We start from the raw sequence: 20,084 nt of genomic DNA, 5'->3' as shown, positions 1-20,084 counted from the left end.
CCTGCCCAGCGGGTCAGCCGTCGGCAGGTCAGCCGTCGGCGGGTCAGCCGCCGGCGAAGGGCGGCATCACGTCGACCAGTGCGACACCGGTGAGCGGGGTCGACCGGTCGCGGGTGCTCACGCCGTCGACGAGGTACGAGCACCGCTCCTGCAGGGCCGTCCAGCGCTCGGGGTCGTCGGCCCGCACGGCGCGCAGGGCGTCGTCGAGCGTGTGGGCGTCCGTCGTGGTCTCGTCGAGGCCGACGGCAGCGCGCGCCGCGGCGAAGAACCGGATCGTCGTCACCTCAGCCGCCGATCGCGCTCATGCCACGGGACGGGTGCACCATGCCGTCGGCGTCGTCCCCGTGGTCCCGCGGCTTCGCCCACATCGCCCGCCGCCACAGGTCGAGCACGTCGGTGTCCGACGCGCCCGCGCGCATCGGGTCGAGGAGGTCGGACTCGTCGTCGGAGAACAGGCAGCTCCGGACGTGGCCCTCGGCGGTCAGCCGGGTGCGGGTGCAGTCGGCGCAGAACGACTCGGTGACGCTCGCGATGACGCCGACGGTGCCGAGTTCGTCGCCCGTGGACCGTGCGGCGACCCGGAACCGTTCGGCGGGGGCACCGTCCCGCGGGGCGTCGTGCGGCGTCAGCACGAAGCGGTCGCCGAGCAGCGCTCGGGTCTCGGCAGCGGTGACCATGTCGTCGCCGTCCCAGGCGTGTCCGGGGTCGAGCGGCATCTGCTCGATGAAGCGGAGCTCGTGGCCGCGGTCCAGGCACCACGCGAGCAGGTCGGGTGCGAGGTGGTCGTTCACGCCGCGGAGCAGGACGGCGTTGATCTTCACGCCGAGTCCGGCATCGTCCGCGGCGGCGATCCCGTCGAGGACACGGTCGAGGAACGGCCGACGGGTGACCTCCGCGAACACGTCGGGGTCGACGGTGTCCAGCGAGACGTTGATCCGGTCGAGTCCGGCGGCCCGCAGATCGGCGGCGCGTGCGGCGAGCCCGATCGCGTTGGTCGTCAGCGAGACCTCCACCCCGAGCGCAGCGGTCCGGGCGATGACGTCCGCCAGGTCACGGCGGAGCAGCGGTTCGCCGCCCGTGAAGCGGACCTTGCGGATGCCGAGGTGCGCTGCGCCCAGACGGACGAGCCGTTCGATCTCCTCGGCGGTCATCAGCGATTCGTTCGGGATGACCGGCAGCCCCTGCTCCGGCATGCAGTACGTGCACCGGAGGTTGCACCGCTCGGTGAGGGACACACGGAGGTCGACCGCCCGTCGGCCGAACCGGTCGAGCAGGCCGTCGTCGTCCGGCCGGTGGGGGATCGGCGCGGACGGCTGCCGGACGCGACGGAGCAGTCCCGTCGACGGGAGCATGCGAGCCGTCATGGCAGCGATGATACGGCGGGTCGTCGGTCGCGCACCGGGAGCAGTCGCCGGTCGCGCCCCGGGAGGAGCCGGTCGCGCCAGCGGATCCAGTCCGACCGGTCCGTCCGGATGACCGTCACCACCACGATGACCAGGATCGCCGCGCCGAGCCACCAGCGGTACGCGTCCACCGACGGCCACACACCACGCAGGGCGATCGCGAGCGCGATGGACATCCACTCCCACCGCCCCGAGAGCACCACGAACGGGATCAGGAGCAGCGCGTACCAGGGGTACCGCGGCGTCACCGCGAGGAAGGTCACGCCGATCATCAGGACCTCGCCTGACCACGGTCGGCTCGGGTCCGAGAGGCGCCACGCGAGCACCGCTGCGACGAGGACGACGAGCGCGACGATCACCGTGCCGAGGTCGCCCTTCGCGACGAGCGACACGAGGGCGAAGCGGGAGCCGTCCTCGTACCCCTCCTCGGTCAGGTAGCCGGGCAAGTACCCGAGCACCTTCGCTCCGGTCGACGCGACGTAGGGGACGTAGAGCAACCCGAACACGGCGATGCCGACGGGTACCGCCCACCAGTTCCGCCACCGGCCGAGCAGCGCCGGGTAGACGATCGCCGGGATGAGCTTCGTGCACGTCGCGGCGCCGAGCATGATCCCGCCCCAGATCGGCCGGCCGAACGCGACCAGCACGGCGCCGGCGGTCGCGAGGGCCGCGCCGACGACGTCGACGTGGGAGTTCGTGACGGCCTCGGACGCCACGAGCGGGCACCACGCCCAGAGCGCCGCCCACCAGGCCGGGCGGCCGATGCGGCGCAGGACGACGAGGAGTCCGACGGTGACGCCGAGCGAGACGAGCAGGCCGGCGAGCTGGAACGGCCAGTACTGCACGGTGGCCGGCACGGAGAAGCGCACGAGCGCGAACCACAGCTCGGCCATCGGCGGGTAGATCGTCGGCACGTCGGGGCGGTTGATCGCCGTGCAGTGTCCGGCTGCCCCGTCCCCGAGCCCGCGGTACCGCGGCTGCAGCGGCTCGCACGTGCCGTTCACCTTGTCCGGGAACAACCACTCCGGACGGAGGCCGGACAGCGCGGTCGACTGCGGCGTGTGCGCGTACGGCGAGACCCCGGCGTGCTGGACGATGCCGTCCCAGGCGTAGCGAGCAGAGTCGGTGCTGGTGTTCGGCTGACCGACCATGGCGGCGAGCCCCACGACCACGGCGCCGCCGAGGACGATGATGGTGACCAGACGAGCCGGGACGAACCGGAGCCCGACGACCGCGACGACGAACACCGCCCAAGCGATCAGGGTCCACGCAACGAATGGTTGTCGATGACCGGACCGGAGGAACCCCAGATGCGTGACCCCGAAGGCGATGACGCCCGCCAGGGCCAGCACGCCGATGACGGCGAGCACGGTCGGGAGCAGGGTGCCGGGACGCAGACGCATGGTCCGTCGAGGCTACCGACGTTCGTCCGGCAGGGCCTCCACGATGCCCGGGCCGCCATGGCCTCCCCGAACCGGAACGCGCGATCGGCGGTCGTCATCGGACGGCTGCTCGGCATCGCGTTCCTGATCTGCTTCGGGACCGGTGTCTACAGCCACCTGCTGCAGGACCCGCTGCCCGGGATGCGCTTCCCGACCAGGCCCGTGCAGCTCTACCAGTTCACGCAGGGGCTCCACATCACGGCGGGGATCGCGATCATCCCCCTGCTCCTCGCGAAGCTCAACACCGTGATGCCCGCGTTGGCCCAGGACCCGCCGGTGCGGAACGTCCTGCACTTCCTCGAGCGTGCGTCGATCGCGGTGTTCGTCGCGGCGTCGATCGTGCAGGTCGCGACCGGGCTCGTGAACACGTTCCAGTGGTACCCGTGGCCGTTCCCGTTCCGGCAGGTGCACTACGCGCTGGCGTACGTCATCATCGGGTCGCTCGTGATCCACATCGGCGCGAAGCTCCGGGTGATCAGCCGCTACTGGCGGAAGCGGGACTCCTACGACGCGGACGGCCGTTTCGTGCACGACGACACCGTCGGCAGCGAGCTGCCGGCGTACGACGCCACCGCGGCGTACCCGCGGGGGATCACCGGCCGCGTGATGCGGTGGGCCGACGGGGCGGGGCCGGGCCGAGCCTCCCGTCCGGAACAGACCGAACAAACCGAACGGACCGAACAGGCCGGACAGGCCGGACGGCCGGAACCGACCGCCGGTCGACGCGAGCGGATCGCCCGTCGCGGCTTCTTCACGGGCATCGCGGCCGCGACCGCCGGCGTCGTGGTGCTCACCGCCGGCCAGTCCTCGAAGCTCGCCGAGCCGTTCAACGTCTTCGCGCCCCGCAAGCGGCACATCGGCCCGAACGGTCTCCCGGTGAACCGGACCGCGCGGGCAGCTGGCGTCCTCGCGACCGCGACCGCAGCGGACTGGTCGCTCACGGTGGCCGGTCCAGCGGTGACGAGGATGTTCTCCCGCGCCGAGCTCGTCGCGCTCGGGACCACCGAGGCGGCGCTGCCGATCTCGTGCGTCGAGGGATGGAGTCAGATGGCGACCTGGAAGGGAGTCCGGATGCGCGACCTGCTCCGAGCGGTGCAGGCCGACCCGTCCTCGCACGTGCGGGTGACCAGCCTGGAGCGCCACGGCGGCTACCGGATCATGGACATGGGGCCGGAGTACGCGTCCGACCCGACGACGCTCGTGGCGCTCGAGCTGAACGGCGCGACGCTCGACCTCGACCACGGGTTCCCCGCTCGGATCATCGCGCCCGGGCGGCCCGGCGTGCTGCAGACGAAGTGGATCGCGAAGATCGAGGTGCTCTCGTGAAGGCCGCGCGGATCGTGCTCGTCGTCGTCGGGGTCCTCGTGATCGCGTTCGGCGCGTACGTCATGGTCACCACCGTCCGTCCGAACCGCATCGGGGGCCTCGCAACCTGGCTCCTCGGCGCGGTGATCCTGCACGACGCGATACTGTCGCCGTTCGTGGTCCTCGTCGGTCTCGGACTCCGCCGGGCCGGCCGTGCGCTCCGCCTGTGGGTACTCGTGGTGGTGCAGGCGGCCGTCGTGCTCGGGAGCGTGCTGGCGCTGGTCGTCCTGCCGGAGATCGCCGCGAAGCACCACGGTGCGAAGAACCCCACGGTGGTGCCGTTCGACTACACCACGCGGTTGCTCGTCGTCGAGGGCGCACTGCTGCTCGTGGTCGTCGCGGTGCTCGTCGTGGGGTGGCTGACGGCTCGGCGGAACTCCAGGGTGGTTGAAACGACAACCATTTCGTAGGATGGGAGCATGACCGACGAGACGCCCTGGCTGACGCGCGAGCAGCTGCGTGCCTGGATGAAGCTCGTCGCGGTGATGGAACTCCTGCCGGCAGCGCTCGACCAGCAGCTCCAGCGAGACGCCGACCTGACCCACTTCGACTACATGGTCATCGCCATGCTCTCCGAGACCGACACGCGCACCCTCCGGATGTCCGCGCTCGCATCGGCGACGAACGCGTCGCTCCCGCGGCTGTCGCACGTGGTGTCCCGGCTCGAGAAGCGCGGACTCGTCGCGCGCTGCCCGTCCACCGACGACCGCCGCGCGACCGACGTGCGGCTCACGGACGCCGGGTACGCCACGATCGTGGAGGCAGCGCCCGACCACGTCCGTACCGCCCGTCGCTTCGTGATCGACGCGCTGACCGACGAGCAGGTCGCCCAGCTCGACGGCATCGCGAAGTCGCTGCTCACCACGCTCGACCCCGAGGGGCGCTTCGCGGCGCTGACCTACCCCCGGGACGACGACGACGCGGCCATCTGCGAGGCGCGGCTGACCGGTACCGCGGCCGACTGACGCGGGCCTCGCCGCCGGGCGTCGCCACGTCTGTGCACTCGCCGCGGGGCGGGCGGGAGGCCCGGTGCGGGGCCGCCGCGCGCCTCCCGCCGGGCGGTGCGCGCGTGTGCCTGGCGCCGAGTGCGCAGTATTGGTGGCCGGCAGCCGCCGGGCGTCGCCGTGTCTGCGCACTCGTTACGGGGCGGGGGGGACCCGGTGCCAGCCCGACCCGCGCCTCCCGCCCGGCGGTGCGCGCGTGTGCCCGGCGGCGAGTGCGCGGAAGCGGTGGCCGGCAGCCGCCGGGCGTCGCCACGTCTGCGCACTCGCCGCGGGGCGGGCGGGAGGCCCAGTGCCGGGCCGCCACGGCCCCGCACTCGCCGCGGGGCGGGCGGGAGGCCCAGTGCCGGGCCGCCACGGGCCTCCCGCCCGGCGGCGCCCGCTGCGGCGGCGCCCGCTGCGGCGAGTGCGCAGCAGTGGCGACCGGCGGCCGACTGACCCGGCCGTGGCGGCGTGGACGGGTGCAATAGGCTCGGCGGCATGAGCCAGCCCGACGCAGCGTCCGACACGTACAGCTACCTCGGACCCGCCGGCACCTTCACCGAGGCGGCGCTCAAGCTCGTCGACGCGGCTGCCGGCAAGCCCTGGCGGAGCGTCAACAACGTCGGAGAAGCGCTCGACGACGTGATGTCAGGCCGCTCCGTCGGTGCCGTCATCGCGATCGAGAACAGCGTCGACGGCGGCGTCAGCGCCACACAGGACGCCCTCGCCCGGATCCCCGGCGTGCGGATCGTGGGCGAGTACCTCGTCCCGGTCGACTTCGTGCTCGTCGCCCGGCACGGCACCGCGCTCGCCGACGTCCGCACCGTGAACGCGCACCCCGTCGCCTACGCCCAGACCCACCGCTGGCTCGAGACGAACGTCCCCGGGCACGGCCACATCCCGGCCTCGTCGAACGTCGCCGCCGCCGTCGCCCTGCTCGACGAGCACCCCACGGCCGACGCCGCCGTCGCCCCGCCGGGCATCACCGACCACCACGACCTCGCCGTGCTCGCGAGCTCGATCGGCGACAACGCGAGTGCCGTCACCCGCTTCGTGCTCGTCTCGAAGACGCTGAGCATCCCGGAGCGCACCGGTTCGGACAAGACGAGCGTCATCGTCGAACTGCCCGCAGACCACCCGGGTGCCCTCGTCGACATGCTCGAGCAGTTCGCCACGAGGGGCATCAACATGGGGTTGCTGTCCTCGCGGCCGATCGGGGACGAGCTCGGCCGCTACCGGTTCGTCATCGACCTCGACGGGCACGTCGAGGACGAGCGAGTCGCCGATGCCCTGCTCGGCCTGCGTCGGTTCAGCCCGCGCGTGACGTTCCTCGGGTCCTACCCGCGCGCGGATCGGCTGGAGTCCGAGGTGCCGCTGCGCTACTCGGACGAGGCGTTCGTCGAGGCACGGGACTGGCTCCGCGCGATCGTCTCCGGCGAGCCCGACCCGCGCTAGGAGCGCTTGCGCGCGGCGCGGCCGGTCGGCTCCGCGGGCTCCGGCACGCGGACACGGAGCGCCCCCGGGTCGATCCGAGCCCGGAACGCCGAGATCTCGCCGACGGGGTCGCCGTCGATCTCGAACTCGTCCGGCTTCTCGAGCCGCAGCACGAACTCCTCACCACGCAGGTAGCGCAGCGGCCGTTCCTGCTTGGCGCGGGTGATGATCCGACGCCCGACGAACGTGTTGCCGAGCGTCGAGCGGCGGAACCACCGGAGGATCGCGTTCTCCCAGAAGATCCGCGCGCCGATCCGCACCCAGCCGAAGAACCCCCGGGGACGCATGACCACGATGTCGAAGACCCCGTCGTCGATCTCGGCCTCCGGCAGGAGCATCGCGTTCGCCTGGAGCATCCCGCAGTTGCCGACGATGACCGAGTGTCCGCGGACGGACTTCGTCGTGGACTCGTCGAGCCGGTACCGGAAGTCGAACCCGTCGATGTCGCGCACGGACCGGAACAGCGAGTCGACGTAGGCGAGCCACCCGACGCGCTTCTTGAGCCCGGGGCGGGTGTTCGCGAGCATCCGGGCATCGAGCCCGAGCCCCGCCATCACCAGGAAGCCGTACTGCTCGCGGGTGCCGTCCGGGCGCTCGAGTCCGAGGATCCCGAAGTCGATCGGCCGGTCGGTCCCGTGGAAGATCGCGTGGGTGCTGGCGTCCAGGTCGTCGAGGGGCAGCTTCATGTTGCGGGCGAGCAGGTTGCCCGTACCGCTCGGCAGCAGCGCGAGGGAAGCATCCGAGCCGTGCACGACCTCGCCCACCGCACGCACGGTCCCGTCCCCGCCGGCAGCGGCGATCACGTCGGCGCCGGCTTCGAGGGCCTCGCGGGCCATCCCTCCGCCCGGGTCCTCCTCCGTGGTCTCGAACCACAGCGTCGCGTTCCAGCCGGCTTCCTGCTCGTACTTGGCCACCGTCTGCTTCAGTGTGGGGAGGTGCACCTTGACCGGGTTGTAGACCACGGCCGCAGTGCGGTGCTCGGTGGCGAGGGCGTCCGACTGCGCGGGCGCGGTCTCCGAGGGCGATGACATGGCTCAACGGTACCGGCGGGGCCTGCGTGTCGCGCTCCGGGACCAGAACCCGACGGGAGGCTCGTGCCGCCGCCGCCACGAGCCTCCCGTCCATCTCGGTCTGGCTAGGATGAACCGGTGATTGACCCCCAGCTGCTGCGCGACGATCCCGATGTCATCAAGGCCTCACAGGCTGCGCGCGGCGCCTCCGTCGACGTCGTCGACGAGGCGGTCGCCGCGGACGCCGCCAGGCGGAGCGCGATCTCGTCGTTCGAGGCCCTGCGTGCCGAGCAGAACGCCTTCGGCAAGACCGTCGCCAAGGCGCCGAAGGACGAGAAGGCCGCGCTCGTGCAGCAGGCCCAAGCGCTCGCCGCCGGCGTGAAGGAGGCACAGGCCGCCGTCACGGCCGCCGAGGAGACCTTCAACCGCGTCGTCCGGTCGATCCCGAACGTCGTGCTGCCCGGCGTGCCCGCCGGTGGCGAGGACGACTTCGTCACGATCAAGACCGTCGGTACCAAGCCGGAGTTCGACTTCGAGCCGAAGGACCACGCCGATCTCGGCGAGCTCCTCGACATCATCGACATCCCCCGCGGCGTCAAGGTGTCCGGCTCGCGCTTCTACTTCCTCAAGGGCCTCGGCGCCCGGCTCGAGATCGCGCTGATGTCTCTCGGGCTCGACCGGGCGATCCAGCACGGCTTCACGCCCCTCATCACGCCGACGCTCGTGCGTCCCGAGACCATGGCCGGCACCGGGTTCCTCGGCGAGCACGCGGCCGAGGTGTACCGGCTCGAGGCCGACGACCTGTACCTGACCGGCACCAGCGAGGTCGCCCTCGCCGGGTACCACGCGGACGAGATCCTCGCGTTCGGCGCCGAGGACCCGGCCCTCCGCTACGCCGGGTGGTCGACCTGCTACCGGCGCGAGGCCGGCTCGGCGGGCAAGGACAACCGCGGCATCCTCCGGGTCCACCAGTTCAACAAGCTCGAGATGTTCTCCTACGTCCACCCGGACGAGGCGGACGCCGAGCACGCGAAGTTGATGGCGTACCAGGAGTCGATGCTGCAGGACCTCGGGCTGCACTACCGCGTGATCGAGACCGCAGCCGGTGACCTCGGCACGTCGGCCGCGCGGAAGTACGACCTCGAAGCGTGGGTCCCGACGCAGGGCACCTTCCGCGAGCTCACCTCGACGTCGAACTGCACCACGTTCCAGGCCCGCCGCCTCGACATCCGCTACCGCACCGAGAGCGGCAAGACGGCCCCGGTCGCCACGCTCAACGGCACGCTGGCCACCACGCGCTGGCTCGTCGCGATCCTCGAGACCCACCAGCAGGCGGACGGCACGGTCGTCATCCCCGAGGTCCTGCGCCCCTACCTGGGCGGCGTCGAGGTGATCGAACCCCGATGAACGACGCCCACGGCACGGCCGCGACCCGCGTGAAGCGCTGGCTCGTCGCCCTCGACATCGACGGCACCGTGATGCGCGAGGACGGTGTCGTGACGTCCACCACCGTCGAGGCGATCAAGTCCGCTGCCGCTGCCGGGCACGAGGTCATGCTCTCCACCGGTCGTAGCGAGGGCATGACCGTTCCCGTGCTGCAGACGCTCGGCATCGAACCGGAGTACCTCGTGTGCGCGAACGGCGCGGTGACCCTTCGTCGCTCGGACGCCCCGCACGCGATCAACGGCTACGTGCGGGTGCACGTCGAGACCTTCGACCCGACCGACGTGCTGCAGACGATCCGCGGTGCGCTGTCGAACGCGGCGTACGGCGTCGAGTCGCCCGACGGGCGCTACCTGCTCGCGGGGGAGTTCCCGGACGACGCCATGACGAAGCACGGATCCCACGTCGACTTCTCGCAGCTGCTGGGCGTCCGTGCGACGCGGGTCGTCGTGATCTCCCCCGAGCACGGGCTCGAGGAGTTCCTCGCGATCGTCGACCGGATGGGGCTGCACAAGGTCTCGTACAACGTCGGGTGGACCGCCTGGCTCGACATCGCACCAGAGGGCGTGACGAAGGCGACCGCGATGGAGCGCGTGCGGGAGTGGTTCGACATCCCGCGCTCACGGGTCTTCGCCGCGGGGGACGGCCGCAACGACATCGACATGCTGCGGTGGGCCTCCACCTCCGGCCGCGGCGTCGCCATGGGGCAGGCCCCGGAGGACGTGGTCGACGCTGCGAGCGAGATCACCGGCGGCGTGACGGACGACGGGCTCGCCGCGGCCCTGGACACACTGCCCCGCTGACATCCCCACCCGTCGCCTGAGCGACAGCGAACAACGCCGAAGGGCACCGCATCTGCGGTGCCCTTCGGCGTTGCTGCGTCACCACGCCGCATCTCGGATGATATGTGAATGTTGCATGTTCACTCTCGTATTGATATATTTCACTACGAGAGTCTTCGGGCCGTGTCACGGTGCCACCTCTCGAACCCCGAATCGATCAGAGAGGTCCCATGTCGTCCACGTCGCCCAAATCCCATCTCATGCGACGCCGCCCCGTCGTTCGCGTCGTCCTCGTGCTCGTGTCGCTCATCGCGGCGTGGCACATCTTCGCCCAGCTGCTCTGGATCGCCCCGTACTCGGCGGCCATGCGCTCGATCGTCCCGGGCAACTTCCTGACCAGCTGGCAGATCCCGTTCTTCGGGCAGAGCTGGTCCGTCTTCGCCCCTGACCCCATCAACGGCAACTACCACTTCTACGTCCGCGCGGTCGAGAACGTCGACGGCAAGCAGCAGAACAGCGAGTGGATCGACGCCGCCGAGGACGAGCTCAAGCTCTCCCGCCACAACCTCCTCCCGCCGCGTGCCGCCGGCCTCGCCAACGAGCAGGCCAGCAAGTACCGCGACGCGTACAGCAAGCTCAACGAGAAGCAGCAGGAAGTCGTCCAGGCGAACTACTACACCGGCGCCGACTGGAAGTCCCGGTTCGAGAGCGCCCTCTACAAGGCGTCGGGCGACGACGCGACGGCCAGGGCGAACGCCGGCTCGTTCATCACCCAGCACGCCTACACGAGCGCCTACGCCACCCAGGTCGCCAAGACGATGTGGGGTGAGGACGTCACGACGATCCGCTTCGCCATCTCCCGCCAGAACGCGGTGCCCTTCGACCAGCGCAACAACCCCGACGCGAAGCCAGAACCCGAGCAGTGGTCCCCGACGGGCTGGCGCGGCACCTTCATCATGCCCGGCCAGTCCCACAAGGACTTCGCCGACACCTTCAAGAAGCTCGCAGAGGAGAAGTGACCATGGGCAACATCATCACCGCCGAGGCCGCTCGCCTCGGCCGCATGCTCAAGGACCTCGCGTGCGCGGGTCGCGCCGGAGTCGTCACGCTCGCCAGCCGCGGTGCCACCTTCTCCGAGGACTGGCTCCTCGGCAAGAAGCGAGCCCTGTACGGCCTCGCGGTCTTCCGCATCCTGATCGGCGTGATGGGGATGGGGATCCTCGCCGCCAACTGGTCGACCCGCCTCTACGCGTACGGCGCCGGCTCCGCGTGGACCGGGCAGCACCTCTACCCGGGCAGCGACTTCGAGAAGATCTGGCTGTTCAAGTGGTTCAACTTCGTCGGCCCGGACAACGTCGGCTTCACGCTGAGCTACATCGGCCTGTTCGTCATCGCCTTCCTGGTGGCGATCGGGTGGCGCACGAAGTTCGTCCTGCCGGTGTACCTGGTCTTCTACGTGTCGTTCATCGAGATGAACGACCTGCTCAGTGACCAGAGCGACAACCTCCTGCGCATGGTCATGATCTACATGCTCTTCGCGGACACCTCGGCCCGGCTCTCGCTCGATGCTCGCCGCCACGCGAAGTCGCACGACGCTCTGCGCCGTTTCGACCGCCGCAGCCGCATGGTCCGCCCGTACACCGCGATGTTCCACAACCTCGCCATCGTCGTCACCACCATGCACGTCGGCTTCGTCTACATGTCCGGCGCGCTCTACAAGGCACAGGGCGGAACCTGGGGTGCAGGCACCGCGGTCTACGGCCCGCTCATGGTCGACCGGTTCTCCACCTGGCCCGAGATCGCGAAGATCATCACCACCTGGGGCCCCATGGTCGCCGCGTTCTCGTGGGGCACGATCATCCTGCAGATGATGTTCCTGCCGATGCTGCTGAACCGCATCACCCGCATCATCGTCCTGATCGGCATCATGTCGTTCCACGTCGGCATCGGCGTCCTGATGGGCCTGCCGTTCTTCTCCATGGCGATGATCGCCGTCGACGCGATCTTCGTCCGCGACCACACCTGGCGCGCCATGGGCCGCGGCCTCAAGCGCGCCTGGGGCAACGCGGCGCGACGCTCGCCCGGGGTCACCTTGGCGGAGCGGCGGACGACGGCGGACGCCGTCGCAGCCACCCCGGTGGACGACGCGTGGTCCGGTGCGGCTCCCGTCTCGCCGGTGGTCGCCACTGACGACCTGGAGGCCGGGGTCGCCCCCGTCGCGACCGCGACGGACGTCGACGTGGTCACCACGACTCCCGAGCCGGCCACGCTGTGGACGCGACGCCCTGCCGAGAGCGCGAGCCGTGCCTCCAGTCCGGACGACGCGGACGCGGACGCGACCGACCGTCGCGACGACTCCGTGGTGGTCTGAGCGTGCGGGCCGTCGTCGTCGGCAGCGGGCCCAACGGGCTCGCCGGCGCGATCCGGCTGGCGCAGGCAGGCGCGAGCGTCACCGTGCTCGAGTCGCACTGGCGGGTCGGGGGAGCGGTCGGTTCCGCGGAGCTGACCGCCCCCGGCCTGGTCCACGACCTGGGAGCGTCGTTCATGCCGCTCGCCTCTGCCTCGCCGTTCCTCCGTTCCCTCGAGCTCGAGCGGCACGGCGTGCACTGGGACGAGGCGCCTGCCGCGCTCGCCCACCCGCTCGACGACGGCAGCGTCGGCCTGCTGTACCGCGACATCGCGGCGACGGCCGAGGGCATGGGCGTCGACGGGTCCACCTGGCGCAACCTGTTCGGACCCTTCGCCGAGCGGTTCGACGACCTGACCGCCGATGCCCTGCAGCCCCTGGCTCGCATGCCCCGACACGCGGCGCTGATGGCGCGGTTCGGGGCTCTGGCCTCGCAGCCTGCGCTGCGGCTCGCCGGTTCTTTCCGTGAGGAACGGCACCGCGCGCTGTTCGCCGGCATCGCCGCGCACGCGTTCGGACGGCTCGACACGACGTTCTCCTCCGCCATCGGTGTGATGCTCGCATCCGCCGGGCACGCGGTCGGCTGGCCGGTCGTCCGGGGTGGTGCGCAGGTGCTCGCCGACGCCCTGGTCACGGAACTCGAGTCGCTCGGCGGGCACGTCGAGACCGGCCGCACCGTCACCGACGTCCGCGAGCTCGGAGACGCCGACGTCGTGCTCCTCGACGTCGCACCGAGCGCTGCCGTCGAGATCCTGCACCACCGGATCTCCGAGCGCTCCCGCCGGGCGTTCACCGAGTACGCGCACGGTCCCGCCGCCTACAAGGTGGACTTCGCGATCGACGGCGACATCCCGTGGATCGCAGCCGAGTGCCAGGAAGCCGGCGTCGTGCACCTCGGCGGCACCGCGGACGAGGTCGCTGCTGCGGAGGCCCAGGTGGTCGGTGGCAAGTCCTCGCGGGCGCCGTTCACCCTGGTCGGCCAGCAGTGGAAGGCCGATCCGACGCGGTCCGCGGGCGGACTCAACCCCGTCTGGGCGTACGCCCACGTGCCGTACGGGTCGACCGTCGCCGCCGAGAACCGGATCACCAGCCAGATCGAGCGCTTCGCACCCGGGTTCCGGGAGCGCATCGTGTCCACCCGCGTCACCAGTGCGATGGGGTTGGCGGCGGCGAACTCGAACTTCGTCGGGGGTGACATCAACACCGGGGCGAACACCTTCCGGCAGCTGATCGCCCGGCCGACCTTCGGGCCGAATCCGTACCGGACGGGCGTGCCCGGCGTGTACCTCTGCTCCGCTGCCACACCGCCAGGGCCGGGCGTGCACGGCATGAGCGGTGTCAACGCGGCGAACCGGGCACTCAACGCCGCATGAACGACTTCCGGCCCGGGTGCCATCGCCCGGGCCGGGCTCGACCGGAGCATCCCCCATGTGCGCCGGCCGGGGACCCCTGTACGTGATGAGCGTGTGCGGGGATCAATCAGGAGATGGCCGATGACGGCGCTCCACGACAGGAAGAAATCAATCACATGAGCAAGCACAAGCGCTCTGCCACACGCAAGATCGTCGCAGCGTCGACGATCGGTGCGCTCGCGGCATCCGGTGCCGCGTTCGGCGTTCTTTCATCGGCGCAAGCAGATGACGCCTTGAAGGTAAAGTCCACACAGTCTGAATCGCGTGCATCTGTCAACTCGATCACCGGTCCGCTCGTCTTCCCGACGTCCGGCGGCAAGTTCGTGCGATGGACCGGATCGCAAGCGGGCGTCGGAAACAATGCCGCTGCTGGTCAAGTCTTCGACACCGCGGCCCAGGCATTCGCCGCGAACCTCGCGCAGTTCACCTACCCGAGTTCGGGCGAGTCTGGGCCGATCACCAATGCGGCGGGCCAGTGCCTGTGGGTCAAGAACGACTACAACCAGTCCTCCGGTGGTGCATGGGTCAACCAGACATCATCTGACTTCCGGGCCTGTGGCGGTGCGCCAGGCGCGCGAGCCACGATGACGTTCGTGAACAATCCTACCGACGGCATCGAGACAACCGGTGTCATCTTCAAGACGATCAACGGCCGGGAGTGGCTGGGTCATCTGATCTTCGGACTTTTCAATCGCCAGAACGCCTTCAGCGTCTCGGGCTTGGAGACGAATGCGCCGACGCCCGTCGTTCCGCCGCCCGCGCCGTCGAATGCGAATGCGTCGGCGTCGGCTGCTGCGTCGGCGCGTGCGGATGGGAACAACAATCCGGCTGCGGTTGCGGCGGCGCAGGCGGCGGCGAATGATGATGCGACGTCTGTTGCTGATGCGGCGTCGGACATCACCGCGAAGGGTGCTGCTCGGATCGCGGGTAACCAGACTGTTGCGGCGGCGGCGGATGCTGCGCAGAACGTTGGTGCGAATCCGAACGCTGCTGGTTCGGTTGCTGCGCAGGGTGCGGCGAACAACGATAATTCGTCGCGGACGAATGCGGCTGGTTCGGTTGCGGCGAATGCGTCGCCGAACTCGGCGTCGAAGGGTGCTGCGATCGGGACGTCGTCGACGAATGCGTCGGCGGAGGCGAACGGGAACCGGAATGCGTCGGCGTCGGCGTCGGCGGATGCGGATGGGAACAACAACCCTGCGGCGGTTGCTGCGGCGCAGGCGGCTGCGAATGATGATGGGACGTCGGCTGCGTCGGCGGCTGCGGACATCTCGGCGAAGGCTGCTGCGCAGATCGCGGGGAACCAGCTGACGGCGGCGTCGTCGAATGTGACGCAGAACGCGGACACGGACCCGGGGAGCTCGTCGAAGGCTGCGGCGCAGGCTGCGGCGAAGGCGGACAACTCTACGAAGGCCAATGCTGTGGGTTCGGTTGTCGGTACGGCGAATCCGTCGACGGCGTCGCAGGGCGCCGCGATCGCGTCGTCCTCGTCGAATGCTTCGCAGGAAGCGGCTGCGGATGTGGACGGGAACGAGGACGGTACGCCCGAGGGCAACACTCCGGTTGGCACCCCGCAGGGCACGCCGGTTGGTGACCCGGTTGGTGACCCGGTCGGGACGCCGGTTGGTGACCCGCAGGGGACGCCGGTTGGTGACCCGGTTGGTGACCCGGTGGGGTCGCCGGTTGGCACCCCGCAGGGGACGCCGGTTGGTGACCCGGTTGGTGACCCGGTCGGGACGCCGGTTGGTGACCCGCAGGGCACGCCGGTTGGTGACCCGGTGGGTGACCCGGTCGGGACGCCGGTTGGCACCCCGCAGGGGACGCCGGTTGGTGATCCGGTGGGTGACCCGGTCGGGACGCCGGTTGGCACCCCGCAGGGGACGCCGGTTGGTGACCCGGTGGGTGACCCGGTCGGGACGCCGGTTGGCACCCCGCAGGGGACGCCGGTTGGTGACCCGGTTGGTGACCCGGTCGGCACGCCGGTTGGTGACCCCGTGGGTGACCCGGTCGGGACGCCGGTGGGCACCCCGCAGGGCACCCCGGTTGGTGACCCGCAGGGCACGCCGGTGGGTGACCCTGTTGGTGACCCGGTCGGGTCGCCGGTTGGTGACCCGCAGGGCACCCCGGTTGGTGACCCGCAGGGCACGCCGGTGGGTGACCCTGTTGGTGACCCGGTCGGGTCGCCGGTTGGTGACCCGCAGGGCACCCCGGTTGGTGACCCGCAGGGCACGCCGGTTGGTGACCCGGTCGGGACGCCGGTTGGCACTCCGCAGGGCACCCCGGTTGGTGACCCTGTTGGTGACCCGGTCGGGACGCCGGTTGGTGACCCGGTCGGGACGCCGGTTGGTGACCCGGTTGGTGACCCGGTTGGTGACCCGGTTGGTGACCCGGTCGGCACGCCGGTTGGCACCCCGCAGGGCACCCCTGTTGGTGACCCTGTTGGTGACCCGGTCGGCACGCCGGTTGGTGACCCTGTTGGTGACCCGGTCGGGACGCCGCAGGGCACGCCGGTGGGTGACCCGCAGGGCATCCCCGCAGGCAATGTTGACGGGACGCCTGAGGGTGACGTGAATGGTGATCCGGGTGCGAATGTGAACGCGGGTGCGTCGGTGTCGGCGTCGGCGGCTGCTGATGGTGACAACAACCCGGCTGCGAAGGCGGCGTCGGAGGCGGCTGCGAACAACGATGGCACGTCGGCGGCGTCGGCTGCTGCGGACATCTCCGCGAAGGCTGCTGCGCAGATCGCTGGTAACCAGAAGACGACTGCGTCGGCGGATGCGTCCAAGAACGCGGACTCCACGCCGAATGCGTCGTCGAAGGTTGCGGCGAAGGCTGCTGCTGAGGCGGACAACTCCTCCAACACCAATGGTGGGGCTTCCGTTGAGGCGTCGTCCAAGACGCAGGCGTCGTCGAAGTCCGCAGCGATCGCGGACGCGTCGAAGAACGCGTCGCAGGATGCTGCTGCTGACGTGAATGGTGATCCGGGTGCGAACGTGAATGCGGGTGCGTCGGTGTCGGCGTCGGCGGCTGCTGATGGTGACAACAACCCGGCTGCGAAGGCGGCGTCGGAGGCGGCTGCGAACAACGATGGCACGTCGGCGGCGTCGGCTGCTGCGGACATCTCCGCGAAGGCTGCTGCGCAGATCGCTGGTAACCAGAAGACGACTGCGTCGGCGGATGCGTCCAAGAACGCGGACTCCACGCCGAATGCGTCGTCGAAGGTTGCGGCGAAGGCTGCTGCTGAGGCGGACAACTCCTCCAACACCAATGGTGGGGCTTCCGTTGAGGCGTCGTCCAAGACGCAGGCGTCGTCGAAGTCCGCAGCGATCGCGGACGCGTCGAAGAACGCGTCCCAGGACGCCGCTGGTGACGTGACCGGTGATCCGGGTGCGAATGTGAACGCGGGTGCGTCGGTGTCGGCGTCGGCGGCTGCTGATGGTGACAACAACCCGGCTGCGAAGGCGGCGTCGGAGGCGGCTGCGAACAACGACGGCACGTCGGCGGCGTCTGCTGCTGCGGACATCTCCGCGAAGGCGGCGTCGGAGGTTGCGGGTAACCAGAAGACGACGGCGTCGGCGGATGCGTCCAAGGATGCCAAGACGAAGACGAATGCGTCGTCGAAGGTCGCGGCGAAGGCTGCTGCTGAGGCGGACAACTCCTCCAACACCAATGGTGGGGCCTCGGTTGAGGCGTCGTCCAAGACGCAGGCATCGTCGAAGTCCGCAGCGATCGCGGACGCGTCGAAGAACGCGTCGCAGGATGCTGCCGCGAACGTCAACGTGAACGGGACGCCGAACTCGTCGGCGTCGTCGAACCCGGGGGCGAACGGGAACCCGAACTCGGGCGCGAACGCGAACCCGAACCCGAACACGAACGCCTCGGCGTCGGCGGGTGCGTCGGTGGATGCGGACGGGAACAACAACCCGGCTGCGAAGGCGGCTGCGGTGGCGGCGGCGAACAACGACGCCACCTCGCAGGCGTCGGCTGCGACGGACGTGACGGCGAAGGCTGCGGCGAAGACCGCGGGCAACATGGTCACGACCGCGTCGGCGAACGCGACCAAGGACGTCGCTGCGGACAAGAACGCGGCGGCGAGTGTCGCGGCGAAGGCTGCGGCGAACGCGGACAACTCGTCCTCGACGCGCGCGCAGGCGTCGGCTGCGAAGAACGGCAACGCGAGCGCTGCTGCGTCGTCGGCTGCGACGACGGATGCGTCCTCGAACGCGTCGGGCGCGGCTGCGGGGAACGCGGCCGGGCAGAAGGGCGAGCTCGCGTTCACGGGCTCGGACGTCCTCCCGGTCGTGGCGCCGCTGGCGGGTCTGCTGGTCCTGCTCGGCGGGGCGGTGCTCTTCATCGCCAAGCGCCGCAAGGCCACCGACAAGGCCTGACCTCAGGTGGGGAGCTCGCACTGCGGGCTCCCCACTGCCGCGTGTCCTGGTGGGGGCCGCTGCGCACCAAAGCGGCCCCCACCACCGCAACCCGAGCCTCCCGGCTCGCGCTCGTTCCTCACTGCTGCATCACACTCCGAAAGTGACGACATGAAACACACGGCACCCCCTTGCGCGCGGCGCAAGGGAATCCTCCTGACGTGCGGCGCGCTCGGTCGATGATCGGTGTCCCCGTCGCGATCGTGGTCCTGCTGCTGGGCGGCGTGCTGCTCCTCGCAGCACGCCGCCATGGCCGCGAGACGGACCGCACCCAGGCCTGATCAGCCACCACCCCAGCGACTCCGGACCACACCAGCTGGGGGGTCGCTGACACTCGCATTTTCCTTCCGAGGTCCTCTCCTTCGGACGAACAGCTTCCGGCCCGGGTGCCATCGCCCGGGCCGGGCTCGACCGGAGCATCCCCCATGTGCGCCGGCCGGGGACCCCTGCGCGTGATGAGCGTGTGCAGGGATCAACCAGGAGCCGACCAGCGATGGTGCTCCGCTACAGAAAGAAATCAATCACATGAGCAAGCACAAGCGCTCTGCCACACGCAAGATCGTCGCAGCGTCGACGATCGGTGCGCTCGCGGCATCCGGTGCCGCGTTCGGCGTCATCTCGTCCGCAAGTGCCGAGGGTGACAATGCCGATCGGATGTCTGCCGCGAAAGCCCAGCCGGGTTCATCGGTGCAAGCAAGCACCATGTCGGGGCCGCTGATCTGGAAAGCGGAGCAACTGCCGGGGTACTACCGGATGAAGAACTTTGTTCTCTCTGAGGGTGGCGCCAACAACATGGTGAAGGGCCTGTACTTCCCAACCCTCGAAGCTGCTCGCGCTGCCGACCTGCACACGTTCACGTTCCCCGGCCCGGGTGAAACTGGTGTGATCATGGACAATGTCACGAAGCAGTGCTACACACCGGCGATCCTGTTCAGCGGATCGGCCGCGCTTCGCTACAACCAACATTACCCGTGTGGTGCGGCACTGCCGCAGCCCAACACCACTCAGACATTTACGCACCAAGCTGACGGGAAGATCCTCGGTGTCGGCGTTACTGGAGCGGTTGGTTCAACGCCGGCCAGAACGCCCGTCTACATGGACCTCGGGGCGAAGGGCCAGACTGAATACGGGGTGTATCTCGTCAATAGCTCAGGAGGCGGCGGTTTCGTTCCCCCTGCTCCGGTGAGTAATGCGAATGCGTCGGCGTCGGCTGCTGCGTCGGCGCGTGCGGATGGGAACAACAATCCGGCTGCGGTTGCGGCGGCGCAGGCGGCGGCGAATGATGATGCGACGTCTGTTGCTGATGCGGCGTCGGACATCACCGCGAAGGGTGCTGCTCGGATCGCGGGTAACCAGACTGTTGCGGCGGCGGCGGATGCTGCGCAGAACGTTGGTGCGAATCCGAACGCTGCTGGTTCGGTTGCTGCGCAGGGTGCGGCGAACAACGATAATTCGTCGCGGACGAATGCGGCTGGTTCGGTTGCGGCGAATGCGTCGCCGAACTCGGCGTCGAAGGGTGCTGCGATCGGGACGTCGTCGACGAATGCGTCGGCGGAGGCGAACGGGAACCGGAATGCGTCGGCGTCGGCGTCGGCGTCGGCGGATGCGGATGGGAACAACAACCCTGCGGCGGTTGCTGCGGCGCAGGCGGCTGCGAATGATGATGGGACGTCGGCTGCGTCGGCGGCTGCGGACATCTCGGCGAAGGCTGCTGCGCAGATCGCGGGGAACCAGCTGACGGCGGCGTCGTCGAATGTGACGCAGAACGCGGACACGGACCCGGGGAGCTCGTCGAAGGCTGCGGCGCAGGCTGCGGCGAAGGCGGACAACTCTACGAAGGCCAATGCTGTGGGTTCGGTTGTCGGTACGGCGAATCCGTCGACGGCGTCGCAGGGCGCCGCGATCGCGTCGTCCTC

The 20,084-nt window shown here is 70.0% G+C and carries 16 protein-coding genes; 10 read left to right on the top strand and 6 right to left on the bottom strand.

Translation table 11 applies throughout. The features are described from left to right. Positions 1-43 precede the first annotated feature (43 nt). Genes QK288_RS17435 through QK288_RS17425 form a run of 3 tightly spaced genes read right to left on the bottom strand, consistent with a single transcriptional unit; the run spans position 44 to position 2,806 of the window. Positions 44-283: a MoaD/ThiS family protein gene (locus tag QK288_RS17435; protein WP_281265532.1), complete on the bottom strand. Its 240-nt coding sequence runs from the start codon at positions 281-283 to the stop codon at positions 44-46. 1 nt (position 284) lies between these two features. Continuing rightward, positions 285-1,364, bottom strand: coding sequence for a GTP 3',8-cyclase MoaA (gene moaA, locus QK288_RS17430; RefSeq protein ID WP_281265531.1), 1,080 nt, complete (start codon positions 1,362-1,364; stop codon positions 285-287). Next, a complete protein-coding gene (locus QK288_RS17425) occupies positions 1,361-2,806 on the bottom strand; it encodes a glycosyltransferase family 87 protein (protein WP_281265530.1) in 1,446 nt (481 codons plus the stop codon). The genes moaA and QK288_RS17425 overlap by 4 nt, the downstream gene beginning before the upstream one ends. 57 nt (positions 2,807-2,863) lie before the next feature. Between QK288_RS17425 and QK288_RS17420 the strand changes: the two genes are divergently transcribed. From QK288_RS17420 to pheA, 4 genes are all read left to right on the top strand, one after another. Then, positions 2,864-4,171, top strand: a complete 1,308-nt coding sequence (locus tag QK288_RS17420) for a molybdopterin-dependent oxidoreductase (RefSeq protein WP_281265529.1) — start codon at positions 2,864-2,866, stop codon at positions 4,169-4,171. Continuing rightward, entirely contained in the window at positions 4,168-4,620 is a 453-nt protein-coding gene (locus QK288_RS17415; RefSeq protein WP_281265528.1) for a hypothetical protein, read from the top strand. The genes QK288_RS17420 and QK288_RS17415 overlap by 4 nt, the downstream gene beginning before the upstream one ends. Positions 4,621-4,629: 9 nt before the next feature. Further along, a complete protein-coding gene (locus QK288_RS17410) occupies positions 4,630-5,175 on the top strand; it encodes a MarR family transcriptional regulator (RefSeq protein ID WP_281265527.1) in 546 nt (181 codons plus the stop codon). Between the two features lie 516 nt (positions 5,176-5,691). Next, positions 5,692-6,648, top strand: a complete 957-nt coding sequence (gene pheA / locus QK288_RS17405; protein ID WP_281265526.1) for a prephenate dehydratase — start codon at positions 5,692-5,694, stop codon at positions 6,646-6,648. Here the strand turns inward: pheA and QK288_RS17400 are convergent. Further along, the gene (locus tag QK288_RS17400) at positions 6,645-7,718 is read right to left on the bottom strand and encodes a diacylglycerol kinase family protein (RefSeq protein ID WP_281265525.1); all 1,074 of its coding nucleotides are present in this window, start codon (positions 7,716-7,718) and stop codon (positions 6,645-6,647) included. The genes pheA and QK288_RS17400 overlap by 4 nt on opposite strands. Positions 7,719-7,835: 117 nt before the next feature. On the opposite strand from QK288_RS17400, the gene serS reads away from it, so the two are divergent. The 5 genes from serS to QK288_RS17375 all read left to right on the top strand — a co-directional run bounded on the left by serS (position 7,836) and on the right by QK288_RS17375 (position 13,702). Next, positions 7,836-9,104 carry a serine--tRNA ligase gene (gene serS / locus QK288_RS17395; protein ID WP_281265524.1) on the top strand — a complete coding sequence of 423 codons (1,269 nt, stop codon included), beginning with the start codon at positions 7,836-7,838 and terminating at the stop codon, positions 9,102-9,104. Beyond that, positions 9,101-9,943: an HAD hydrolase family protein gene (locus QK288_RS17390; protein ID WP_281265523.1), complete on the top strand. Its 843-nt coding sequence runs from the start codon at positions 9,101-9,103 to the stop codon at positions 9,941-9,943. The genes serS and QK288_RS17390 overlap by 4 nt, the downstream gene beginning before the upstream one ends. 239 nt (positions 9,944-10,182) lie before the next feature. Next, positions 10,183-10,941, top strand: a complete 759-nt coding sequence (locus QK288_RS17385) for a DUF5819 family protein (RefSeq protein WP_281265522.1) — start codon at positions 10,183-10,185, stop codon at positions 10,939-10,941. A gap of 2 nt (positions 10,942-10,943) precedes the next feature. Further along, positions 10,944-12,293 carry an HTTM domain-containing protein gene (locus QK288_RS17380; RefSeq protein ID WP_281265521.1) on the top strand — a complete coding sequence of 450 codons (1,350 nt, stop codon included), beginning with the start codon at positions 10,944-10,946 and terminating at the stop codon, positions 12,291-12,293. A 2-nt stretch (positions 12,294-12,295) separates the two neighbouring features. Beyond that, on the top strand, positions 12,296-13,702 hold the full coding sequence (locus QK288_RS17375; RefSeq protein ID WP_281265520.1) for an NAD(P)/FAD-dependent oxidoreductase: 1,407 nt from the start codon (positions 12,296-12,298) through the stop codon (positions 13,700-13,702). Positions 13,703-14,408: 706 nt separating this feature from the next. On the opposite strand, the gene QK288_RS17370 is transcribed toward QK288_RS17375, so the two are convergent. Continuing rightward, positions 14,409-15,143: a hypothetical protein gene (locus QK288_RS17370; protein ID WP_281265519.1), complete on the bottom strand. Its 735-nt coding sequence runs from the start codon at positions 15,141-15,143 to the stop codon at positions 14,409-14,411. Positions 15,144-15,261: 118 nt separating this feature from the next. Between QK288_RS17370 and QK288_RS17365 the strand changes: the two genes are divergently transcribed. Then, positions 15,262-18,129 (top strand): hypothetical protein, encoded by a 2,868-nt coding sequence (locus tag QK288_RS17365; RefSeq protein WP_281265518.1) that lies wholly within the window; start codon positions 15,262-15,264, stop codon positions 18,127-18,129. 1,130 nt (positions 18,130-19,259) lie between these two features. On the opposite strand, the gene QK288_RS17360 is transcribed toward QK288_RS17365, so the two are convergent. Then, complete coding sequence (locus QK288_RS17360) at positions 19,260-20,012, bottom strand: hypothetical protein (RefSeq protein ID WP_281265517.1); 753 nt, start codon at positions 20,010-20,012, stop codon at positions 19,260-19,262. Positions 20,013-20,084 lie beyond the last annotated feature (72 nt).

Origin of the sequence: Curtobacterium sp. 9128, from assembly GCF_900086645.1 — a bacterium.
Classification (GTDB): domain Bacteria; phylum Actinomycetota; class Actinomycetes; order Actinomycetales; family Microbacteriaceae; genus Curtobacterium.
The sequence above is the reverse complement of the archived record's forward strand: the minus strand, read 5'-3'. Positions and strand labels throughout refer to the sequence as shown.

Excerpts from the sequence above, each read along its gene's own strand:
- QK288_RS17400 (WP_281265525.1), bottom strand. The coding sequence starts at position 7,718 with ATGTCATCGCCCTCGGAGACCGCGCCCGCGCAGTCGGACGCCCTCGCC.
- QK288_RS17385 (WP_281265522.1), top strand. The coding sequence starts at position 10,183 with ATGCGACGCCGCCCCGTCGTTCGCGTCGTCCTCGTGCTCGTGTCGCTC.
- QK288_RS17420 (WP_281265529.1), top strand. The coding sequence starts at position 2,864 with ATGGCCTCCCCGAACCGGAACGCGCGATCGGCGGTCGTCATCGGACGG.
- QK288_RS17425 (WP_281265530.1), bottom strand. The coding sequence starts at position 2,806 with ATGCGTCTGCGTCCCGGCACCCTGCTCCCGACCGTGCTCGCCGTCATC.
- QK288_RS17390 (WP_281265523.1), top strand. The coding sequence starts at position 9,101 with ATGAACGACGCCCACGGCACGGCCGCGACCCGCGTGAAGCGCTGGCTC.
- QK288_RS17380 (WP_281265521.1), top strand. The coding sequence starts at position 10,944 with ATGGGCAACATCATCACCGCCGAGGCCGCTCGCCTCGGCCGCATGCTC.
- QK288_RS17410 (WP_281265527.1), top strand. The coding sequence starts at position 4,630 with ATGACCGACGAGACGCCCTGGCTGACGCGCGAGCAGCTGCGTGCCTGG.
- moaA (WP_281265531.1), bottom strand. The coding sequence starts at position 1,364 with ATGACGGCTCGCATGCTCCCGTCGACGGGACTGCTCCGTCGCGTCCGG.
- pheA (WP_281265526.1), top strand. The coding sequence starts at position 5,692 with ATGAGCCAGCCCGACGCAGCGTCCGACACGTACAGCTACCTCGGACCC.